16 protein-coding genes and 1 pseudogene are annotated in these 17,442 nt (G+C 57.5%); 8 read left to right on the forward strand and 9 right to left on the reverse strand.

The annotated features are described in order from the left end of the window. Positions 1-121: 121 nt before the first annotated feature. Positions 122-2,392: a phosphoenolpyruvate--protein phosphotransferase gene (ptsP, locus tag MWU39_RS11010; RefSeq protein ID WP_247160046.1), complete on the reverse strand. Its 2,271-nt coding sequence runs from the start codon at positions 2,390-2,392 to the stop codon at positions 122-124. Positions 2,393-2,573: 181 nt separating this feature from the next. Then, on the reverse strand, positions 2,574-2,729 hold the full coding sequence (locus tag MWU39_RS11015; RefSeq protein ID WP_247160047.1) for a YdcH family protein: 156 nt from the start codon (positions 2,727-2,729) through the stop codon (positions 2,574-2,576). 209 nt (positions 2,730-2,938) lie between these two features. Between MWU39_RS11015 and MWU39_RS11020 the strand changes: the two genes are divergently transcribed. Together MWU39_RS11020 and MWU39_RS11025 are read left to right on the forward strand one after the other, a co-directional pair. Continuing rightward, a complete protein-coding gene (locus MWU39_RS11020; RefSeq protein WP_247160048.1) occupies positions 2,939-3,136 on the forward strand; it encodes a DUF465 domain-containing protein in 198 nt (65 codons plus the stop codon). Between the two features lie 162 nt (positions 3,137-3,298). After that, the gene (locus MWU39_RS11025; protein WP_247160049.1) at positions 3,299-3,799 is read left to right on the forward strand and encodes a DUF1465 family protein; all 501 of its coding nucleotides are present in this window, start codon (positions 3,299-3,301) and stop codon (positions 3,797-3,799) included. Here MWU39_RS11025 and glpK read toward each other — a convergent pair. After that, positions 3,796-5,264, reverse strand: a pseudogene (gene glpK, locus MWU39_RS11030) (glycerol kinase GlpK). The gene MWU39_RS11025 and the pseudogene glpK sit on opposite strands and share 4 nt — an antisense overlap. 107 nt (positions 5,265-5,371) lie before the next feature. Between glpK and MWU39_RS11035 the strand changes: the two are divergent. Further along, positions 5,372-6,244, forward strand: a complete 873-nt coding sequence (locus tag MWU39_RS11035) for an MBL fold metallo-hydrolase (RefSeq protein ID WP_247160051.1) — start codon at positions 5,372-5,374, stop codon at positions 6,242-6,244. 59 nt (positions 6,245-6,303) lie between these two features. Beyond that, positions 6,304-7,959: an SDR family oxidoreductase gene (locus MWU39_RS11040; protein WP_247160053.1), complete on the forward strand. Its 1,656-nt coding sequence runs from the start codon at positions 6,304-6,306 to the stop codon at positions 7,957-7,959. A 13-nt stretch (positions 7,960-7,972) separates the two neighbouring features. Here the strand turns inward: MWU39_RS11040 and MWU39_RS11045 are convergent, their stop codons facing one another. Continuing rightward, a complete protein-coding gene (locus MWU39_RS11045) occupies positions 7,973-9,589 on the reverse strand; it encodes an AMP-binding protein (protein ID WP_247160055.1) in 1,617 nt (538 codons plus the stop codon). 93 nt (positions 9,590-9,682) lie between these two features. Here MWU39_RS11045 and nadA point away from each other — a divergent pair, with 93 nt between their 5' ends. Beyond that, positions 9,683-10,684 carry a quinolinate synthase NadA gene (gene nadA, locus MWU39_RS11050; RefSeq protein ID WP_247160056.1) on the forward strand — a complete coding sequence of 334 codons (1,002 nt, stop codon included), beginning with the start codon at positions 9,683-9,685 and terminating at the stop codon, positions 10,682-10,684. 216 nt (positions 10,685-10,900) lie between these two features. Here the strand turns inward: nadA and MWU39_RS11055 are convergent, their stop codons facing one another. Next, positions 10,901-11,812, reverse strand: a complete 912-nt coding sequence (locus MWU39_RS11055) for a DMT family transporter (protein ID WP_247160058.1) — start codon at positions 11,810-11,812, stop codon at positions 10,901-10,903. Positions 11,813-11,879: 67 nt separating this feature from the next. Here MWU39_RS11055 and MWU39_RS11060 point away from each other — a divergent pair, with 67 nt between their 5' ends. Beyond that, entirely contained in the window at positions 11,880-12,995 is a 1,116-nt protein-coding gene (locus MWU39_RS11060; RefSeq protein WP_247160059.1) for an alkene reductase, read from the forward strand. Positions 12,996-12,997: 2 nt separating this feature from the next. On the opposite strand, the gene MWU39_RS11065 is transcribed toward MWU39_RS11060, so the two are convergent. Together MWU39_RS11065 and lipB are read right to left on the reverse strand one after the other, a co-directional pair. Beyond that, on the reverse strand, positions 12,998-13,324 hold the full coding sequence (locus MWU39_RS11065) for a hypothetical protein (protein WP_247160060.1): 327 nt from the start codon (positions 13,322-13,324) through the stop codon (positions 12,998-13,000). Next, positions 13,321-14,013: a lipoyl(octanoyl) transferase LipB gene (gene lipB, locus MWU39_RS11070; RefSeq protein WP_247160061.1), complete on the reverse strand. Its 693-nt coding sequence runs from the start codon at positions 14,011-14,013 to the stop codon at positions 13,321-13,323. Before lipB ends, MWU39_RS11065 begins: the two co-directional genes overlap by 4 nt. A gap of 81 nt (positions 14,014-14,094) precedes the next feature. Here lipB and MWU39_RS11075 point away from each other — a divergent pair, with 81 nt between their 5' ends. Then, positions 14,095-14,925, forward strand: a complete 831-nt coding sequence (locus tag MWU39_RS11075) for a hypothetical protein (protein ID WP_247160063.1) — start codon at positions 14,095-14,097, stop codon at positions 14,923-14,925. A gap of 3 nt (positions 14,926-14,928) precedes the next feature. Here the strand turns inward: MWU39_RS11075 and MWU39_RS11080 are convergent, their stop codons facing one another. Then, positions 14,929-15,558 (reverse strand): methyltransferase, encoded by a 630-nt coding sequence (locus MWU39_RS11080; protein ID WP_247160064.1) that lies wholly within the window; start codon positions 15,556-15,558, stop codon positions 14,929-14,931. A gap of 106 nt (positions 15,559-15,664) precedes the next feature. On the opposite strand from MWU39_RS11080, the gene MWU39_RS11085 reads away from it, so the two are divergent. Beyond that, positions 15,665-17,017 carry an MFS transporter gene (locus MWU39_RS11085; protein ID WP_247160065.1) on the forward strand — a complete coding sequence of 451 codons (1,353 nt, stop codon included), beginning with the start codon at positions 15,665-15,667 and terminating at the stop codon, positions 17,015-17,017. On the opposite strand, the gene arsC is transcribed toward MWU39_RS11085, so the two are convergent. Continuing rightward, positions 17,018-17,362 (reverse strand): arsenate reductase (glutaredoxin), encoded by a 345-nt coding sequence (arsC, locus tag MWU39_RS11090; RefSeq protein WP_247160067.1) that lies wholly within the window; start codon positions 17,360-17,362, stop codon positions 17,018-17,020. Positions 17,363-17,442: the final 80 nt, after the last annotated feature.

A 17,442-nucleotide genomic window follows, 5' to 3' on the forward strand; every position in this document is an offset into this window, starting at 1 on the left:
CACTTTAATGTGGTTTTTAGATTGTTCGGTGTCTCACAGAGAAACTTTGTGAGACACCGAGTCAAGGATTCGCTGCGCTGGCAAACGTAAATTGAGCCCAGCTAGCACACCAATCGATCTATCAATCGACCTCTATGCCGCGCTCTTCCGCCCATGTAGTCAGCTCGCTGCGTATATTGATCGACGGGTCTGACAGCCAATCGGTCATAGCTGTGGTGATCTCCGCCAGATCGACCTTGCGTACCAACTCTTTGATCGGGCCAACTGCCGCAGGCGTTATGGACAGCCTCCGAAAGCCGATACCCAAGAGCGCGAGCGCTTCAAGACGGCGCCCCCCCATTTCACCGCAAACTCCCACGTCCACATCGCTGCCGACAGAGTTCTGTATCACACGGCGCAGGAAGCGGAGGATTGATGGGCTAAGCCAGTCGTAGCGCTGCGCCAATTTCGGATTGGCGCGGTCTGCAGCGAACAGGAACTGCGTCAGATCATTTGTCCCGATCGAGAGAAAACTCAACTTCGGCAGCAGTAGATCAAGCACTTCTGCGAGAGCAGGCACTTCGAGCATGGCGCCGAATTTGATCGATTCAGGCAATTGTTTCTTATTGGACCGCAGGAATGCAAGCTGCTCGTCGAACACAGCCTTCGCAGCATCAAACTCCCATGGCTCAGAAACCATTGGGAACATTACATGCAGCGATCGACCAGCGCTCGCCTCTAACAATGCGCGGGCCTGCGCCTTCATCAACCCTTTGCGGGTCAAAGCAAGGCGCAATGCCCGCCAACCCATTGCCGGGTTCTCATCCTTATCTGCAATGTCTGATGCGAGGTAAGGTACCGATTTGTCACCGCCGATATCGACTGTCCGGAAAATAACCGGCTTTTCGCCTGCTGCATCCAGCACATCGCGATAGAGGCGTGTCTGGCGTTCACGCTGCGGCAATGTTGCCGAGACAAGAAACTGAAATTCTGTGCGAAACAGTCCAACCCCGTCCGCGCCTGTCATGGCCAGCGAACTAATATCATCGCGCAGGCCTGCATTCATCATGACCTGAATTCGAGTGCCGCAGCGCGTGAATGGTTCAACATCGCGAAGGCTGGCATAGGCAGCTTGCTTTTCGCGTGTCTTGGCAAAGCGCGCTTCGAATGCCTCGGCAACCGAGGTCGTTGGCCGGACGGTTGCGGTTGCGGCTGAAGCATCCAACAAAACTTCGTCGCCGTCGCGGATAATGCCGCGAACACCGCCCGCACGGCCAAGCACTGGCACACCCATCGACCGGGCTACGATCACGACATGCGCGGTCAACGAGCCTTCTTCCAGAATTACGCCTTTAAGCCGCCTTCGATCATATTCGAGCAGCTCCGCCGGGCCGAGATTGCGAGCGATCAAAACCGTATCTTTACGAAGGCCTTGTGATGCAGCCGTACCAAGCTGTCCTGACACAATTCGTAACAACCGGTTCGCCAAATCTTCAAGATCGTGCATCCGATCTGCCAGAAGCGGATCATCGATTTCACGCATCCGCATGCGGGTGTGCTGCTGCACGCGCTCAATGGCCGCTTCCGCGGTTAGCCCGCTATCGATTGCCTCATTGATCCGGCGTGACCACCCCTCGTCATAGGCGAACATCTTGTAGGTTTTGAGCACTTCCTCCTGCTCGCCGCCTATGCCGAATTCAGCTTGCCCCGTGAGCGTATCGATCTGCTCCCGCATCTTATCAAATGCTCGGTAAACCCGCTGACGTTCGGCTTCAATATCATCCGCCACGACCTGCATGATTTGAACACGCGGTTGATGGTAGACCGCTTGCCCGACCGCGAGTCCTTTCACCAAAGTAAGGCCAGAAATGCTCTGCGGCCCGGTTTCCTGAATAGTCAGGCCGAGAGCCTCTTCTTCATCGACCAATTCCGCATTCGCGATCAATTCCGACAGAACCATGGCCGTGGTCTGGAGCGCTTCGATCTCTACGTCTTCGTATCGGCGGGGCTCGACGTGCTGAACGCAAAGTACGCCCACAGCGCGTTCGCGGTAAACTATGGGGACGCCAGCGAAAGAATGAAATTTCTCTTCACCCGTTTCCGGGCGGTATTGAAAGTCTGGATGCGCTTTGGCCTCAGCCAAATTGAGGGTCTCGACATTCTCCGCGATCACACCGGTCAGGCCTTCACCGATCGCCATACGGGTGACGTGAACCGCGCTCTTATTCAGGCCGCGTGTGGCGAACAATTCGAGCATGCTCTCACGCAGAAGATAGATTGAACACACCTCGCTCGTCAGGCTTTCTCCGACGATTTCGACGACACGGTCGAGCTTGCCCTGCGCGTGCATGCGCGAAGCCATCACTTCGTGAAGGCGCGTAAGGATCTGTCGGGCGGAGGCGGCAGCAGTCATTGCATTTCTGACTTAGGCAGTCCGGCGCACAAAAGCAAAAGCAAGCGGTGCGGCCCGCAAGTCAGCTTTCATGCTACCGGACCGTCGTTATCAAAGGCAAACGAGATGCCCGCCCCTGAACAGCGTTTAATCGGCCACAATTAATCGGAAGGTTCAGCCTTCGCGTTCTGAAGCAATTGTTTCAGGCGCTGGCGATTTCTTCCTTTAATCGCAGTTTATGTTTCTTGAGATCCTGAATCGTCGCAGCATCAGGCACGGGGCGGGCCATTTCTTGGCGAAGCTTCGCCTCAAGACCGGCATGTTTGGACTGGAGCGCATTGATGTGGGACGATGCCATAGAGTGTTCTCCTGATATGCGGGGGTGCACCCCCGAGGGAAACGACTCGACACAAAGCGGGCGAGCCGCTGATTTCCAAGAAACCATACAGACGCTGACTTGCAAAGCCCTTCATTTGAGTGAAACGATGGAAACGCATAATTGCGCGGTGAATCGGTTGGATGGCCACCTGATGTTTCCGGCAAAGCACAAAAGGGGCGTGAGGCCAGATGAACGAGCAAGAGCTCACCAAGAAACTGGAATTGATGCGGACAGAGCACCGAGATCTGGACGCAGCAATCATCGCCCTGACTGAAGCAGGATCAACAGATCAGCTTCAGATCGCCCGGCTTAAAAAACGCAAGCTGCATCTGAAGGATCAGATAGCAATCGTCGAAGACACCCTGCTGCCCGATATCATCGCCTAATTGGCTCCAAATCGGATTGGCTTCGCCGCCATTGCGGAACAGTCTGTCTCGTAAACGGATCGGCGATTCTGTCCCGCTGGGAGACAACGCGGAATTCCGTCTGGATAATAACCTTACTACCATAGCGGCCAAGGCAATCGGAGCGTAGCGGGGTCATCAGTCATGATTCCTGCGACAAACCTTTCTCGCCCGATTATCGAGGCGCTGTATACCGAAGCGCTCGTGCTTGCTGACGATGTGCGAGCAGTGTTCGCTTTGGGCACAAAAGAACCTGGGTCTGGCGAGAACGCGATGGTCCGCCTCGCGCTTTCAACAGAAGGGCTGAAAACAACGACGCGGATGATGCATCTGCTCGCGTGGCTGCTTAATCAGCGCGCCTATTTCGCCGGCGAGATGACAGAAAATCAGGTGCGCAATCACGGTACGCTTCCTGCGGATCGTCCGTCTGAACCCGCACAGCTTGAGTTGCTTGAGCCCGAAACTCGCGCACTGATCGCCGAGACAGAAGCGCTTCATCAGCGTATCGCACGACTTGATCAAGCGTGGCGCCAGCAATTCGAAATGGGCTCACCCGTCCGCGCATTTCAAGATCGCATAGGGCGCGAGCTCGGAGGATCAGAACAGCCGATCAGAATTCACCAGTCCGGTCCTCGCCAGCGCTAGGCAGCAGATAGGGCATTCTGCCAACGCGCAAGCCGCGCCTGACGAACGTCCTCTCCCATTTCAGGCTCAAACCGGGTGAGTTTGCCGCGCATCTTTTCGGCGGCGCTTGCAAGATCGGGATACAGCCCCGCCCCGGCCGCAGCGAGCATGGCCGCGCCCAGAGCAGTCGTTTCGACAAAGTCGGGCCTCTCCACCGGCACATCCAGCATATTCGCAAGGTCCTGAGCCATCCACGTGTTCGCCGCCATGCCGCCATCGATACGCAGTGTTTCCCAGGGAGTGCCGTCTGCGGCGAATGCCCGCGCCAGATCATGCGTCTGATGGGCCATCGCCTCAAGCGCAGCCCGGGCCAGTTCTGCTTTCCCGCTCGCGAAGCTCAACCCGGCAATCACCCCGCGCGCCTCGGCCCGCCAATGTGGCGCACCCAATCCAGCCAGCGCCGGTACGATCGTAACCCCGCCCGTATCAGCTATGGATTTCGCCAGTTCTTCTGTTTGGCTGGCCACTTCAACGATGCCTAAAGAATCGCGCAGCCATTGGACAAGACTGCCCGCGACGAACACCGATCCTTCGATAGCGTAAGTCCGTTCGCCACCGATCTGCATCAAAACAGTGCCCAGCAAACGGTTATCGGAATGCGGGACCGTGCTTCCCTGATTGGTGAGCACAAACGCCCGGTGCCATAGGTCGCTTTCGTTTGACCCGGAGCAAGACACGCTTGCCCGATAGTTGCTGCCTGTTGGTCGCCGACAAGCCCGGTGATCGGAACTTCACGCCCGAACAGCGAGGCCTTGGTCTTTGCCAATGCGCCCGACATATCGACCACCTTGGGCAATGCCGAATGCGGCACACCGAGAAGTTCACAAAGCCCCTCGTCAAATTGCGCACCCGTCAGTTCGAGCAAGAGCGTGCGGCTCGCATTGCTTGCATCGGTGATATGATCACCGCCTGTCAGTTTGAACGTCAGCCAGCTTTCCACCGTTCCAAAGGCCAACGTACCGGCCTCCGCAGCCGCGCGCACCTCCGGCACATTGTCGAGCATCCAGCGCATTTTCGTGCCGGAGAAGTAAGGGTCGAGTAGCAGGCCGGTGCGTTTCTGCACGTCGGCCTCATGTCCCGCCTCGCGAAGCTCAATACAGAAAGGCTCTGTCCGGCGATCTTGCCAAACGATTGCACGCGTCAACGGCTCGCCGGTCTCTTTGTCCCACGCCACAACGGTCTCACGCTGGTTCGTGATGCCGATGCCCGCAATCATCGCCGCGCCACCTGCTTTGGGGATTACTTCCTGCGCGCAGTCGAGTGTTTTCTCCCAGATTTCAGCCGCGTCATGCTCAACCCAGCCGCCCTGCGGATAATGCTGCGTCAGCTCTTGCTGCGCGCTCGCGATCATCACCCCATCACTCGCGAACAGCATCGCGCGGGTCGACGTCGTCCCTTCGTCCAGCACCAGAATATAGTCGGCCATAATCCCTCTCTTCTTGGCCCGCATTCCTAACCGCTTGCGCGATCATCGCAAGCCGCAGATCGCGCGAATCCTCGACAGTCTGCGCTAGCCACTGCATAGGAAAGTGCATGGCAGGTATCCCGCCCAAACCGTGGCCCACTGGCGAGGCCGAGCAACTTGAACCGCTGGTACGGCGCGTACTTGCGCCTAACCCATCGCCCTACACATACACGGGCACTCAAACCTATGTGGTTGGCGCGGGCGATGATGTGGCGGTGATTGATCCTGGCCCCAATGATCCTGCACATATCGAGGCGATCATGGCTGCTGTGGGCGATGCAAAGATCCTCGCAATCATGTGCACGCATACGCACCGCGATCATTCGCCCGCTGCAGCGCCGCTCGCGCAGCGAACGGGCGCGCCTGTCGTTGGCTGCGCCCCGCTGGTATTGGAAGTGGAGGGGCCCCGCTCAGACGAAGCGTTTGACACCACATACGAACCCGACCGCGTTCTCGAAGATGGCGAACAAATGCGGGGCACCGGATGGACGCTGACGGCGGTGGCAACACCCGGTCACACGTCCAATCACCTCTGCTTCGCACTCGAAGAAAGCGGCGCTCTTTTCACAGGGGATCACGTGATGGGCTGGTCCACCAGCGTCGTGATCCCGCCCGACGGTGACATGGGCGACTACATGGCGAGCCTCGAAAAACTGCAGGCGCGCGACGACACTGTCTACCACGCGGCCCATGGCGCAGCGATCACCAAACCAAAGCAATTGGTGCGCGGCATGATCGGCCACCGCCGCCAGCGCGAGAACCAGATCTTGCGGCTGCTGGGCGAGGAAGCACGCGCAGTCTCGGCCTTCATTCCCGCGATGTATAAAGGTTTGGACGAGCGCTTGATCGGGGCCGCCGAAATGAGCGTAACCGCGCATCTGATTGACCTCGAAAAGCGCGGGCAAGTGACGCTGGATGGAGATATTTGGCGGACGGTGTGATTGCCCGCAATTCCGATTAGAGTGGACCGCTCAATCATATCGCACAACGGACAGAATTGATGAAAGTTATTATCCTTGGTGGATATGGAGTTTTTGGAGGACGCCTAGCGCAATTGCTGCGCGACGTTCCGGATTTGAGGATATTCATCGCCGGGAGAGACGGAGAGAAGGCGCGCAAATTCTGCAGCTCGATAAAGGGGCAAGCCAAATTCGAGCCAGTGGCCATTGATCGGCGAGACATCGGCGCTGCACTTAGCGAAATTGAACCCGACCTCTTGGTCGATGCGACTGGCCCCTTTCAACAATATGGCAGCAACCCGTATTCTGTGGTTGAGGCATGCATAGATGCCCGCGTAAATTACCTCGACTTCGCGGACGGCGCTGACTTTGTTTTCGGGGTTTCAAAATATGACGATGCGGCCAAGGCAGCAGGTATCTATTTGCTTTCCGGTGTAAGCAGCTTCCCTGTCCTCACAGCCGCTGTTTTGCGTGAATTCGCCAAGACAATGGATATCAAAAAGGTGATTGGCGGTATCGCGCCGTCACCTCACGCTGGCATCGGTCTAAACGTTATGCGAGCCGTGATAGGTTATGCAGGAACGCCCGTTAAACTGCTGCGAGACGGGAAAGAGAGTTTCGGCATTGGCCTTGCTGAAAGCAAACGTTTCACCATCGCGGTCCCAGGCCGATTGCCGCTGCGCAACATCCATTTTTCGCTCGTCGATGTTCCCGATTTGCAAGTGATCCCCCCGCAGCATCCAACGATGACCGACATCTGGATGGGTGCCGGGCCAGTTCCAGAAGTGTTGCACCGAATTCTGAATCTCTTGGCCAAGGCGAAACATGCACTCCGCCTGGCATCACTGGTTCCGTTTTCACGCCTCTTCTACCGCATTTTGAACCTCATGAAGTTTGGGGAACATCGAGGTGGGATGTTCGTGACCGCATCAGGACAAGCGAACGGTAAACCGGTTGAGAGAAGCTGGCATCTGCTAGCTGAGGCTGATGATGGGCCGCTGATTCCTTCGATGGCGATTGAGGCCATTGTTCGTAAGACTGTGGCAGGCGACAGGCCGCCGCCCGGCTCGCGGCCTGCTATCAATGCGTTGGAATTATCCGATTATGATAGTCTATTCAGGGGCAGGGAAATTTACACCGGCTTTCGCGATGATTTGGAGCAAGGTCCAATCTATCGCACCGCCCTTGGTCCGGCCTTCGCCACTTTACCTCAGCAAGTTGTGGCATTGCACGACAGTTTATCGGAACGGCAATGGGTTGGCACCGCCCAGATTCAGAGAGGTTCTAGCCTACTCGGTAGAATTCTGGCTGCGTTTATCAGCGCTCCTCCCAGTGGAAATGACATACCCGTCACCGTCACCTTCAAACCTGACGACAAAGGGGAGTGGTGGATCCGCAACTTCGGGGGCAAGATATTCAAGTCTCACCAACGCCTTGGCACTGGCAAAAACACGCATTTGATCATGGAACGGTTTGGCGTGGTCGAGGTGGCGCTCGCACTGGTGATAGAGGATGAACGGCTCAAGCTGGTTCCAAGGCACTGGTCGCTTATGGGCTTTCCATTGCCGCAAAGCCTTCTTCCGAAAGGGAACAGCTTTGAATCAGAAGAAGGGGGATCTTTCCACTTTGACGTTGAAATCGCCGCTCCCGTAATAGGACTAGTTTGCGCCTACAAAGGGACTTTGGAGCCGCAGTAGCCTGTTGTTTGCTTTAATCGGCTTCCCCAAATTCACCCTTAACAAAAGCCTCTGCCAGCTGAAATTTCTGGATTTTGCCTGATCCGGTGAGCGGGAACTCCTTCACCCAGACCCAATGCGCTGGCGTTTTCTGCGGGGAAAGGCGTTGGCGGATAAAGCTCTTCAACTCGTCTTCGTTAGGTTTCTCGACGCCTTCGGGCGCGCGCATGAAGCAAGCGACGATCTCGCCCCATTTTTTATCCGGCACACCTGCAACAGCGACTTCGGCGATGGCTGGATGTTCAAGCAGCGCAGCCTCGATCTCCGCCGGAAACAGGTTTTCTCCACCGCGAATGATCATCTCTTTCACGCGGCCCGTGATCTTCACATAGCCGCGCGTGTCCATCGTGCCGAGGTCGCCGGTGTGCAGCCAGCCATCAGCATCAATTGTCTCAGCTGTGGCCTGAGGATTGTCGTTGTACCCCGCCATCATATTGAACCCGCGCATGCATATCTCGCCCTGCTCGTCAGGCGCGCAGATGGAATTGTCATTCGGCGAACGGATGGAAACTTCCATATGCGAGCATGGCTGACCAATCGTGTCCGTCAGGTCTAACCCTGTGTCGGTCGGCCAAGCCGCCGTGATCGCGGGCGAAGTTTCGGTCTGCCCGTAAACGATCAGGATCGGCACGCCGAACACATCCTGTGCCGCGCGGTTCAACTCCGGCTGCACCATAGCGCCGCCGCTGATCACGGTTTCGACACCGGATACGTCCGTTCCGGTTGCCTTGGCAGCCTCGATAATCGCGAAAATCATGGTCGATACGCCGGCCACGACCTCGGGTTTTTCGCGCTCAATGGCTTTGGCCACAGCCACCGGATCGAACACCGATACAAGCAGCAACACCGCCCCTTGCGCGATGCAGCCCAGCACGCACACCGCGCTGCCAGCCGTATGGAACAGCGGGAACGGGCACGTCACGGTTTTGCCGGTGGTGATGTTCCAGCGGGCAAACACGTCTGCATTGCTTTGCACCAGACCGTGTTGATGCAGCAGAACGCCTTTGGGAAAACCGGTTGTGCCCGATGTGTATTGGATCATCACAATATCATGCGGCTTGGTGGGGCGCAGCTCACCGTCTCCCTCACCCGCGAACAGTTCGGCGTGATCCTCAATATCGATCGTGTAATCAGCAGCGGTGAGGCCGGCTGCAGCTTCGTCCACCACGGGGCGCAAAGCCGTGCCGCGCACATTGGGCTGGTAGTATACAGCACCTGCTCCCGATTGTTCGAGCACATAGCGCACTTCCCGCGGTGTAAAGGCCGGGTTGACGGTTACAATGGTGAGCCCCGCCATCGCCGCGCCCAGCTGTACCAGCACCCATTCAGGGCAATTGCCGCCCATGATCGCGATACGTGTGCCCGCCGGATGCCGCGCGGCCAGCGCCCGCCCGCATTTCTCGCTATCTGCCTGCAGTGAAGCAAACGTCCATTCCCGTCCTATAGACCCGTCTGCCAACAATTCCCGCAAAGCCGTCGCACTGCCCCTGACCGAAGCCTGTTCGCGCAACACCTCTTCAATAGTTCTCTCGCGATATTCGGTGTCCGCCTGAGCCGGGCAATAGGCTTCGGTCAATTCGAGCTGATACATCTTGTCTCTCCCCACCCGACTCGTCTAGCACGGCCTCGCAAATCTGCGAAAAAGACCTATGTAGGCGGCAACTTAGACAGCGGGATCACAGCCATGAGTATCGAGACAAAAATCCCATCGGGCGACGATCTGCTCGCTGAAATTAATCGCCTGCGCAAAGAGCGCAATGCGGTGATCCTCGCGCATTATTACCAGACGCCTGATATTCAGGATATTGCCGACTTTGTGGGCGACAGTCTGGAGCTGTCGCGCAAGGCGGCGGAAACCGATGCGGACGTTATCCTGTTTTGCGGCGTGAAGTTTATGGCGGATACCGCCAAAATCCTTTCGCCCGACAAGACCGTGATCCTGCCCGATATGGATGCCGGTTGTAGCCTAGAAGACAGCTGCCCGCCGGAGAAGTTCAAGGCTTTCCGCGAAGCACATCCCGATCACATCGCGTTGACTTACATCAATTGCTCGACCGAAGTGAAGGCGCTGTCCGACATCATCGTGACCAGCTCCAGCGCAGAAACGATTCTTGAACAGATTCCAGCAGATCAGAAAATCATCTTCGGCCCTGATCGCCATCTTGGCGGTTGGCTCTCGCGCAAGTTCGACCGCGAAATGCTGCTCTGGCCGGGCGTGTGCATCGTGCACGAAGCATTCAGCGAAACCGAGCTGTTAAAGCTGAAAGAACAACACCCCGATGCACCGGTCGCCGCGCACCCGGAATGCCCACCTGCGATTATCGATCACGCCGATCACGTTGGCTCCACCAGCTCGATCCTGAAATTCGCGAAGAGCTTTGAAGGCGACACTCTGATCGTCGCGACAGAACCGCACATCATGCACCAGATGGAAAAGGCGCTGCCCGAAAAGACGTTTATCGGCGCACCGGGCGCGGACGGAAACTGCAACTGCAATATCTGTCCCTACATGGCGCTCAACACGATGGAGAAAATGTACACCGCCCTGCGCGATCTGGAACCGCAGATTGTGATTGAGGAAGACGTCCGCCTGAAGGCCAAAGAGAGCCTCGACCGGATGCTCGGCATGGCTGGCGGGACTGTCGGGCTGGGCGATTTGGGTCAGGTGCCGTTTAAGGCGGATTGAGGCGAGACTATCGCTTAGGGATGCGCAATTGCCAGCTTCCAGTCTCAATCATATTTTGGATGCATGAATAAACACGATGCAGGCATAATTCGCGAAATAGCGAACTCCAAAAATCCGTTCATTGCGCTGACCGCTTTGTTGATCCTCCAATGTCGGTGGCCATTCTTTCTTTCTGGCACGTCTGTCGCGATAGTTGTGCAGCTGGGTTCGATAGTCTCATAGTCGATGCTTCGCATTCTTCCTCTGCGTAGCCCGCGCCACCACCAGCGCACTCCCCAACAGCACCATCCCGCCAATATCGAGCGGAGTAAGCACCTCGCCAAACACGCTATACCCGATCACCGCCGCAATCGCGGGTTGCGTTAGCAGTGCGAGACCGATCACAAGCGGCGGGAAGTGGCCTAGTGAATAGACTAGCAGCCCCTGCCCGATCAGTTGGCTCGTAATGAATAGCGCAACAATCGGCGTCCAATTGGTTGGCCAGACGGGTTCTCCCAGCGCCAGTGCGAGCACCAACAATACGGGTGCCGCAAAAATGCTCACCCACACCAGCAGGCTCCACGATCCGAACCGAGCCCGCTCCCCTTGCAGTGTGAGCAGATACACCGCGTAGAGCAGTCCGGCTGTGATACAGAACAGGTCGCCCGCGAATGTCTCAGCGGAAATCTCGAGACTCCGCCCCAGCAAGATACCCGCGCCTGCCAACGCACAGACGATCGCCAGCCACTCGGCCCCGCGTGGCAGTGCCCGAGCGATGATGAAGCCCCAGAACAATAGGATGATAGACCCGGCATTGCCGAACAGGGTCGCATTGCCCAGCCGCGTCATGCCGATCCCAATATGCCAACTGGCAAGGTCTCCCGCGAAAGCAAACGCGCCAATCGCGACCAGCACCAGTGTCTTTCGCGGCATGCCGGACAATTTCTGTCCCGCCATATGTGCAAAGACGACGAGAAACGGCAGCGCCAGAAATAGCCGCCAGAATGCTGCACTTACGGGTCCTGTATCGGTCAGGCGCACCAGCCACGGCCCCAAAGCAAGGGCAACATTCCCGCAAAGCAGCGCGGCAAGCAGCAGCGCCGCCTTCCAATCAAACAGCTTTTCTTGGGAGGTGCCGTCATTTTCCATGCTTGCGCACTAACCCGATCAACGCCAAGTGAATAGCCAATCGAAACTGAAAAGAGGATTTCCGCCCATGCATGACGTTCTGTTCCAGCCGCTCACGATGGGCGCGCTTGAGGCGAAGAACCGCATCTTTATGGCCCCGCTGACGCGCGGCCGCGCTGCTGATCCGATGTTCACGCCCAACGCGATGATGCAGACCTATTACGAGCAGCGCGCGGGCGCGGGCATGATCCTGACGGAGGCAACGGGCATCAGCGTCGAAGGGCTTGGCTGGCCATCGGCCCCGGGTATTTGGAGCGACGAGCAGACCGAGGCATGGAAACCAATCGTCAAAGCTGTGCACGAAAAAGGCGGCCTGATCGTAATGCAACTGTGGCATATGGGCCGGATCGTTCATCCGCACTTCCTCGGGGGCGAAGCACCATTCTCAGCCAGCGCGACCAAGGCGCCGGGCGAAGCGCACACGCCCGTCGGCAAACAGGAATATGCGACCGCTCGTGAAATGACGCAGGAAGACATCGAGCGAACGATCGGCGATTATCGCCGCGCTGCGGAAAACGCCAAAAAGGCAGGGTTTGACGGTGTGCAATTGCACGGCGCAAACGGATACCTGATCGACCAGTTCCTGCGCGACAACACGAACCTGCGCACCGACAACTATGGCGGATCACCGGAGAACCGCACGCGCTTTATGCGCGAAGTGCTCGAAGCGATTATCGACGTATGGGGCGCGGACCGCGTTGGCATCCGTCTTTCGCCCAACGGCGATTCTCAAGGCGCAGACGATAGCAATCCCGAGGCAACCTTTGGCGCGGCGGCCAAGGTTTGCGAAGAGCTGGGTCTGGCTTTCGTAGAACTGCGCCAGCCAGGACCAGACGGCACTTTCGGCCGCACCGATGTTCCCAAGCAGGACCATGTGATCCGCGCGAACTACACCGGCCCACTGATCCTGAACTCTGACTACAGCGCACAAGAAGCCGATGATGACGTAACAAGCGGTCGCTGCGAAGCGGTCAGCTTTGGCCGTCCGTATATCTCCAACCCTGATCTGGAAAAGCGGATCGCGGCAGGCGCGGAATTCAACCCAAACACGAATGTGCCGAAGAGTTGGTACTTCCCTATTCCGGAAGGCTACATCGATTATCCGACGATGGAAGAAGAGCAGGCTGCGGCCAACGCGGCCTGAACTTACTCTTCCAGAGGCGCAGCAACAGGAGGGGCCGGGTCAGCGGAAGCTGGCTCGGCCTCTTGGCTTTCCGCGTCAGGTTCTTGCTCGGCTGCAGGAGCACTTGTCCTACTCGAACTGTCGCCGTCGCTTGATGCAGTGGGCTCGGCTGGCGGGGATGTCGATGTGAGCTGATCCAGCGGGATCATATCGTCGCTGATCGAGCCGCCCAATACTTCACCAGTTGCCGCGCCGCCTTGTTCGGTTGCGGTTTCTCCAGCGGGTTCAGGATCGCCGCACGCAGCGAGAAGTGCCAAAGGGGCGAGAGCAAAGAGTGGTCTGTACGTCATGTTGCGCAGGCTCCTCGCCCGGTTTTGGCAAGCGCGTCAAGAAATTCCTGTGAACGTGCCATCAAGGCCTCGTCCCATTCATCCTGCGTCACAGCCTTGCCCAGCTTTGCAAGACTGGTGACGCCAAACTCATCGATCCCGCACGGTACGATCCCGCCGAAATGCGAAAGGTCAGGATCAAGGTTCACGGAAAAACCGTGCATCGTAACCCAGCGCCGCACTCGCACGCCAATGGCTCCAATCTTGGCCTCACGCCCGTCAATGTCCTGCGTCCAAATGCCCACGCGCCCTTCGGCCCGCCATGCTTCGACCCCGAAATCGGCGAGCGTGTCGATCACCCAGCCCTCGATCGAATGGACAAAACAGCGCACGTCCTTGCCGCGCTTATTGAGATCAAGCATCAGATAGCCGACCCGCTGGCCTGGTCCATGATAGGTGTATCGCCCCCCGCGTCCCGCCTCGATCACTTCAAAGCGCGGATCGACCAGTTCGCTGATATCAGCGCTGGTTCCGGCGGTGTAGACTGGCGGATGTTCTAACATCCAGATCAACTCATCCGCTTCGCCAGCAGAAACTGCCGCGTTGCGTGTCTCCATTTCCGAAAGCGCCCTGCGATACGGGACCTGCGCATTTTCGCACCGCCATTCGATCGGACGGATGGTGGATGTGTCTGGAGCGGAACTTGCCATAGGGTCTTGGTGGGGGCATTGCATTCCGATATCAAGGGATAAGCGCCGCTGGCATTTATGGCGCGCGCATAGGGGATCCGCATGACATTCGATATGAACGCCGCTTGGTCGCGCGCGATGGTTTTGGCCCGCGAGAATTTTTCTCTTCTAGTGGTGATCGCAGGAATATTTCTGATGCTGCCCACGGTGGCGATTTATCTGATGATTCCTGACATGGCGACATTGGCCGATCCCACGGCGAACCCTGATATGACGCCGGAACAGATGGCCGAGCTGTTCACGCCTATTTTGGGCTGGATGCTCCCCATCATGTTGATCCAATTCGTTGGCTACAACGCTATGGTCGGCCTGATGGGCGGAGATCGTCCGACTGTTGGACAGGCACTGGGAGCTGGCGCGAAGTCCGTGCCAAGCATCATTGCGGCATTCATTCTTTTTATGGTCGCATATATGCTGGCCAGCGTTGCGGTCGTCATCCCTTTTGCGTTGCTGGCTGCAGCTACCGGGGTAACGGCCATCGGGGCTATCGCACCGGTTATGATTTTGCTGGTCGCGATATTCCTAGCAACCCGGTTTTCTCTCACAATGCCAGTCGTGATGATCGAGGCCACGCTTAATCCGTTTCGCGCGATGAAGCGGTCTTGGGATCTGACCGGCCCGCAGCAATGGCGGGTGATGGCGTTCTGGGGAATATTGGTCATCGCCTACATCGTGATCCTGCTGCTCGTAAGCGGCGCGATCGGTGTCTTCGCAGCAATGGCAGGGTCGGGCATCGCGTCCAAACTGATACTCGGCATCAGCAATGGAATACTGGCGATCATCGTCGGCATCGTTCAGTGCGCGTTGGCGGTTTCGATTTACAGCCAGCTTGCTGGGCCGAACGAGGCAGAAGTCACCTCTACCTTTGAATAAGGGTCAGCGCGCTTTCCAAGCCCAATACAGCTTGCATGGAAGGATGTTGAGCCACTCGAAGCCTTCGTCAATGCGTTCGAAGAATGGTTTGGATTCATCGCGCACAGCTGAAGTGAATTGATAGGCCAAAAAGCCGCCGCCTGGCTTTAGAACGGTGTGAGTGGCCTCTGCGATTTCCGGCGCCACGCCGCTAGGCAGAGTTGAGAACGGCAGACCAGACAAGACATAGTCCGCTTTTTCGACGCCAAGATCGGCCAGAATCTGCTCAACATTTTCTGCCGAACCAAGAACCGCATGAAAGCGTTTGTCGCGGATCGTGCGGGTCAGGTAATCGATGTAGAGCGGATTTGTGTCGATCACGATCAACACCGCATCGCCGCGCAGCTTCTCCAACACAGGGTGGCAGAATGTACCAGCGCCCGGTCCATACTCGACAAACACCTCGCAAGTGCCCCAATCGACCGGTTGCAGCATCTTTGCGATTGTGAAGCGAGATGAGGGAATGATCGACCCCACCATACGCGGATGCTCAACGAAACCACGGAAGAAAACAGACCATTGATCGGCGTATCGGCGCCAGCGTGAGCGCAGCCCCAAACGTTTGCCGATTGCTGAAATATTGCCTGTCATCATTTCTCCTATGGGTGCGACCCCAATTTGTTTTACCCTACGTAAGGCCAAGTCGCAGACGGGATATCCGTTTGCAAGTGGCAATGCGGTGGCTTAGCGGTTTGCCGAGATGGCCCACCTACAAGATCAACCAGCTGATGTCTCCGCCAAGGCTATTTCCAATGGCCGAATGGCTTTGCTGTTTACTGTCATGCTCGTGACGGCGGCAGGCAACACCGCAATGCAATCGGTAATGCCGTCCATCGGGACCGCTTTAGAAGTCAGCGATGTCTGGATCAGCCTTGCTTACAGCTGGTCAGCGCTTCTCTGGGTCGTTTGTGCCCCGATCTGGGCCCGCCGGTCTGACAAACGCGGGCGCAAAGCGATGATGGCGCTGGGTCTAGTCGGGTTCGTGGTATCAATGGCGCTTTGCGGGGCGGCGCTTTGGGCGGGCCTGTCGGGCTGGCTTACGGCATTCTGGGCATTGATCGCGTTCGCCGCAGCGCGCAGCCTCTATGGCGGCTTTGGCAGCGCTGCACCTCCAGCCGTCCAAGCTTATGTCGCCTCTCGAACACCCCGTGCAGATAGAACTCGGGCGCTGTCATTGATCGCCTCCAGCTTTGGTCTTGGCACAGTCATCGGCCCGGCCCTTGCGCCCTTAATGGTATTCCCATTCTTGGGCTTGGGCCTGACGGGTCCATTCATCTGTTTCGCGCTTGTTGGGCTGGCCGCATTGATCGTGCTGCGGCTACGGCTTCCCAATGATGAGCCACAATTTGCCGCCAGAGGCCAAACAACACCTTATGCAAGCGGATCGGGTGCGCCGAGCGATACAAGTCACGATGAGGAGCTCGACGGAGATGAAATCCCTGTCCGGAACCTGAAATGGTTTGAGCCTAGGCTTCGTCCATGGGTGATCGCCGGTCTTGTGGGCGGCCATGCACAGGCCATGATCCTTGGCATTTCAGGGTTTCTGGTTCTGGATCGCCTCGGCCTACGCGACGCACCAGCCGAAGGTGCAGGGCCTGTCGGGCTCGTTCTAATGTTCGGGGCCTTAGCAACGCTACTCGCGCAATGGGGCCTGATCCCGCGCTTCAATATGGGTCCGCGAGTGGCGACGCTATCCGGTATCCTTGTTGCCGCCGTGGGCACCGCAATTCTTGGCGCTGCTCAGGAATTGCACCAGATTGCGCTTGGCTATTCCATTGCCTCATTGGGCTTCGGTCTGTTCCGCCCTGGGACCACAGCAGGCACATCGCTCGCCGTGACACGGGCCGAACAAGGCCAAGCCTCTGGTGTCGTGGCAAGTGTTGCCGGGGCAAGCTTTATCTACGCGCCCGCGCTTGGTGTCTGGCTCTACAACATCGATGACTGGCTTGGCTTTGGCCTTATCATCGCGCTGTGTCTGGCCGTGTTCGCGCTAGGTTGGCGCGGCCTCACAAGCGATGCGGTCCTCACGACCGAAAAAGAAACCTTCGAATAGTCAGAGCAGGTCGTGGACCTTGTCCTGTGGTCGGCATAGCGCCGCGCCTTTATCAGTCTCAACCAATGGGCGTTCAATCAGAACCGGCTCAGCGGCCATCGCATTCAAGACAGTATCGGCATCAGCATCAGGCAGGCCGCGCTCCTTTGCGTCCGTACCGCGAATACGCAGCCCTTCCTGAGGTGTGATCCCCGCATCTTTGTACAGCTGTGCCAGCTTTTCGCGGCTGGGCGGAGCCTTCAGGTACTCGACAACGGTCACATCCACACCCGGCGCTTCTTCAAGAATGGCCAAAGTCTTGCGGGAAGTACCGCATTTTGGGTTGTGCCAGATTGTTGCCTTCATTGATCGCTCCTCGCTTGAATGTGTGGCCTCGCCCTAACGCGATTGATGTTGTTTCGCCACACGCAACGCAAGTTGCGAAT

Source organism: Erythrobacter sp. F6033 (genome assembly GCF_023016005.1).
Classification (GTDB): Bacteria; Pseudomonadota; Alphaproteobacteria; order Sphingomonadales; family Sphingomonadaceae; genus Erythrobacter.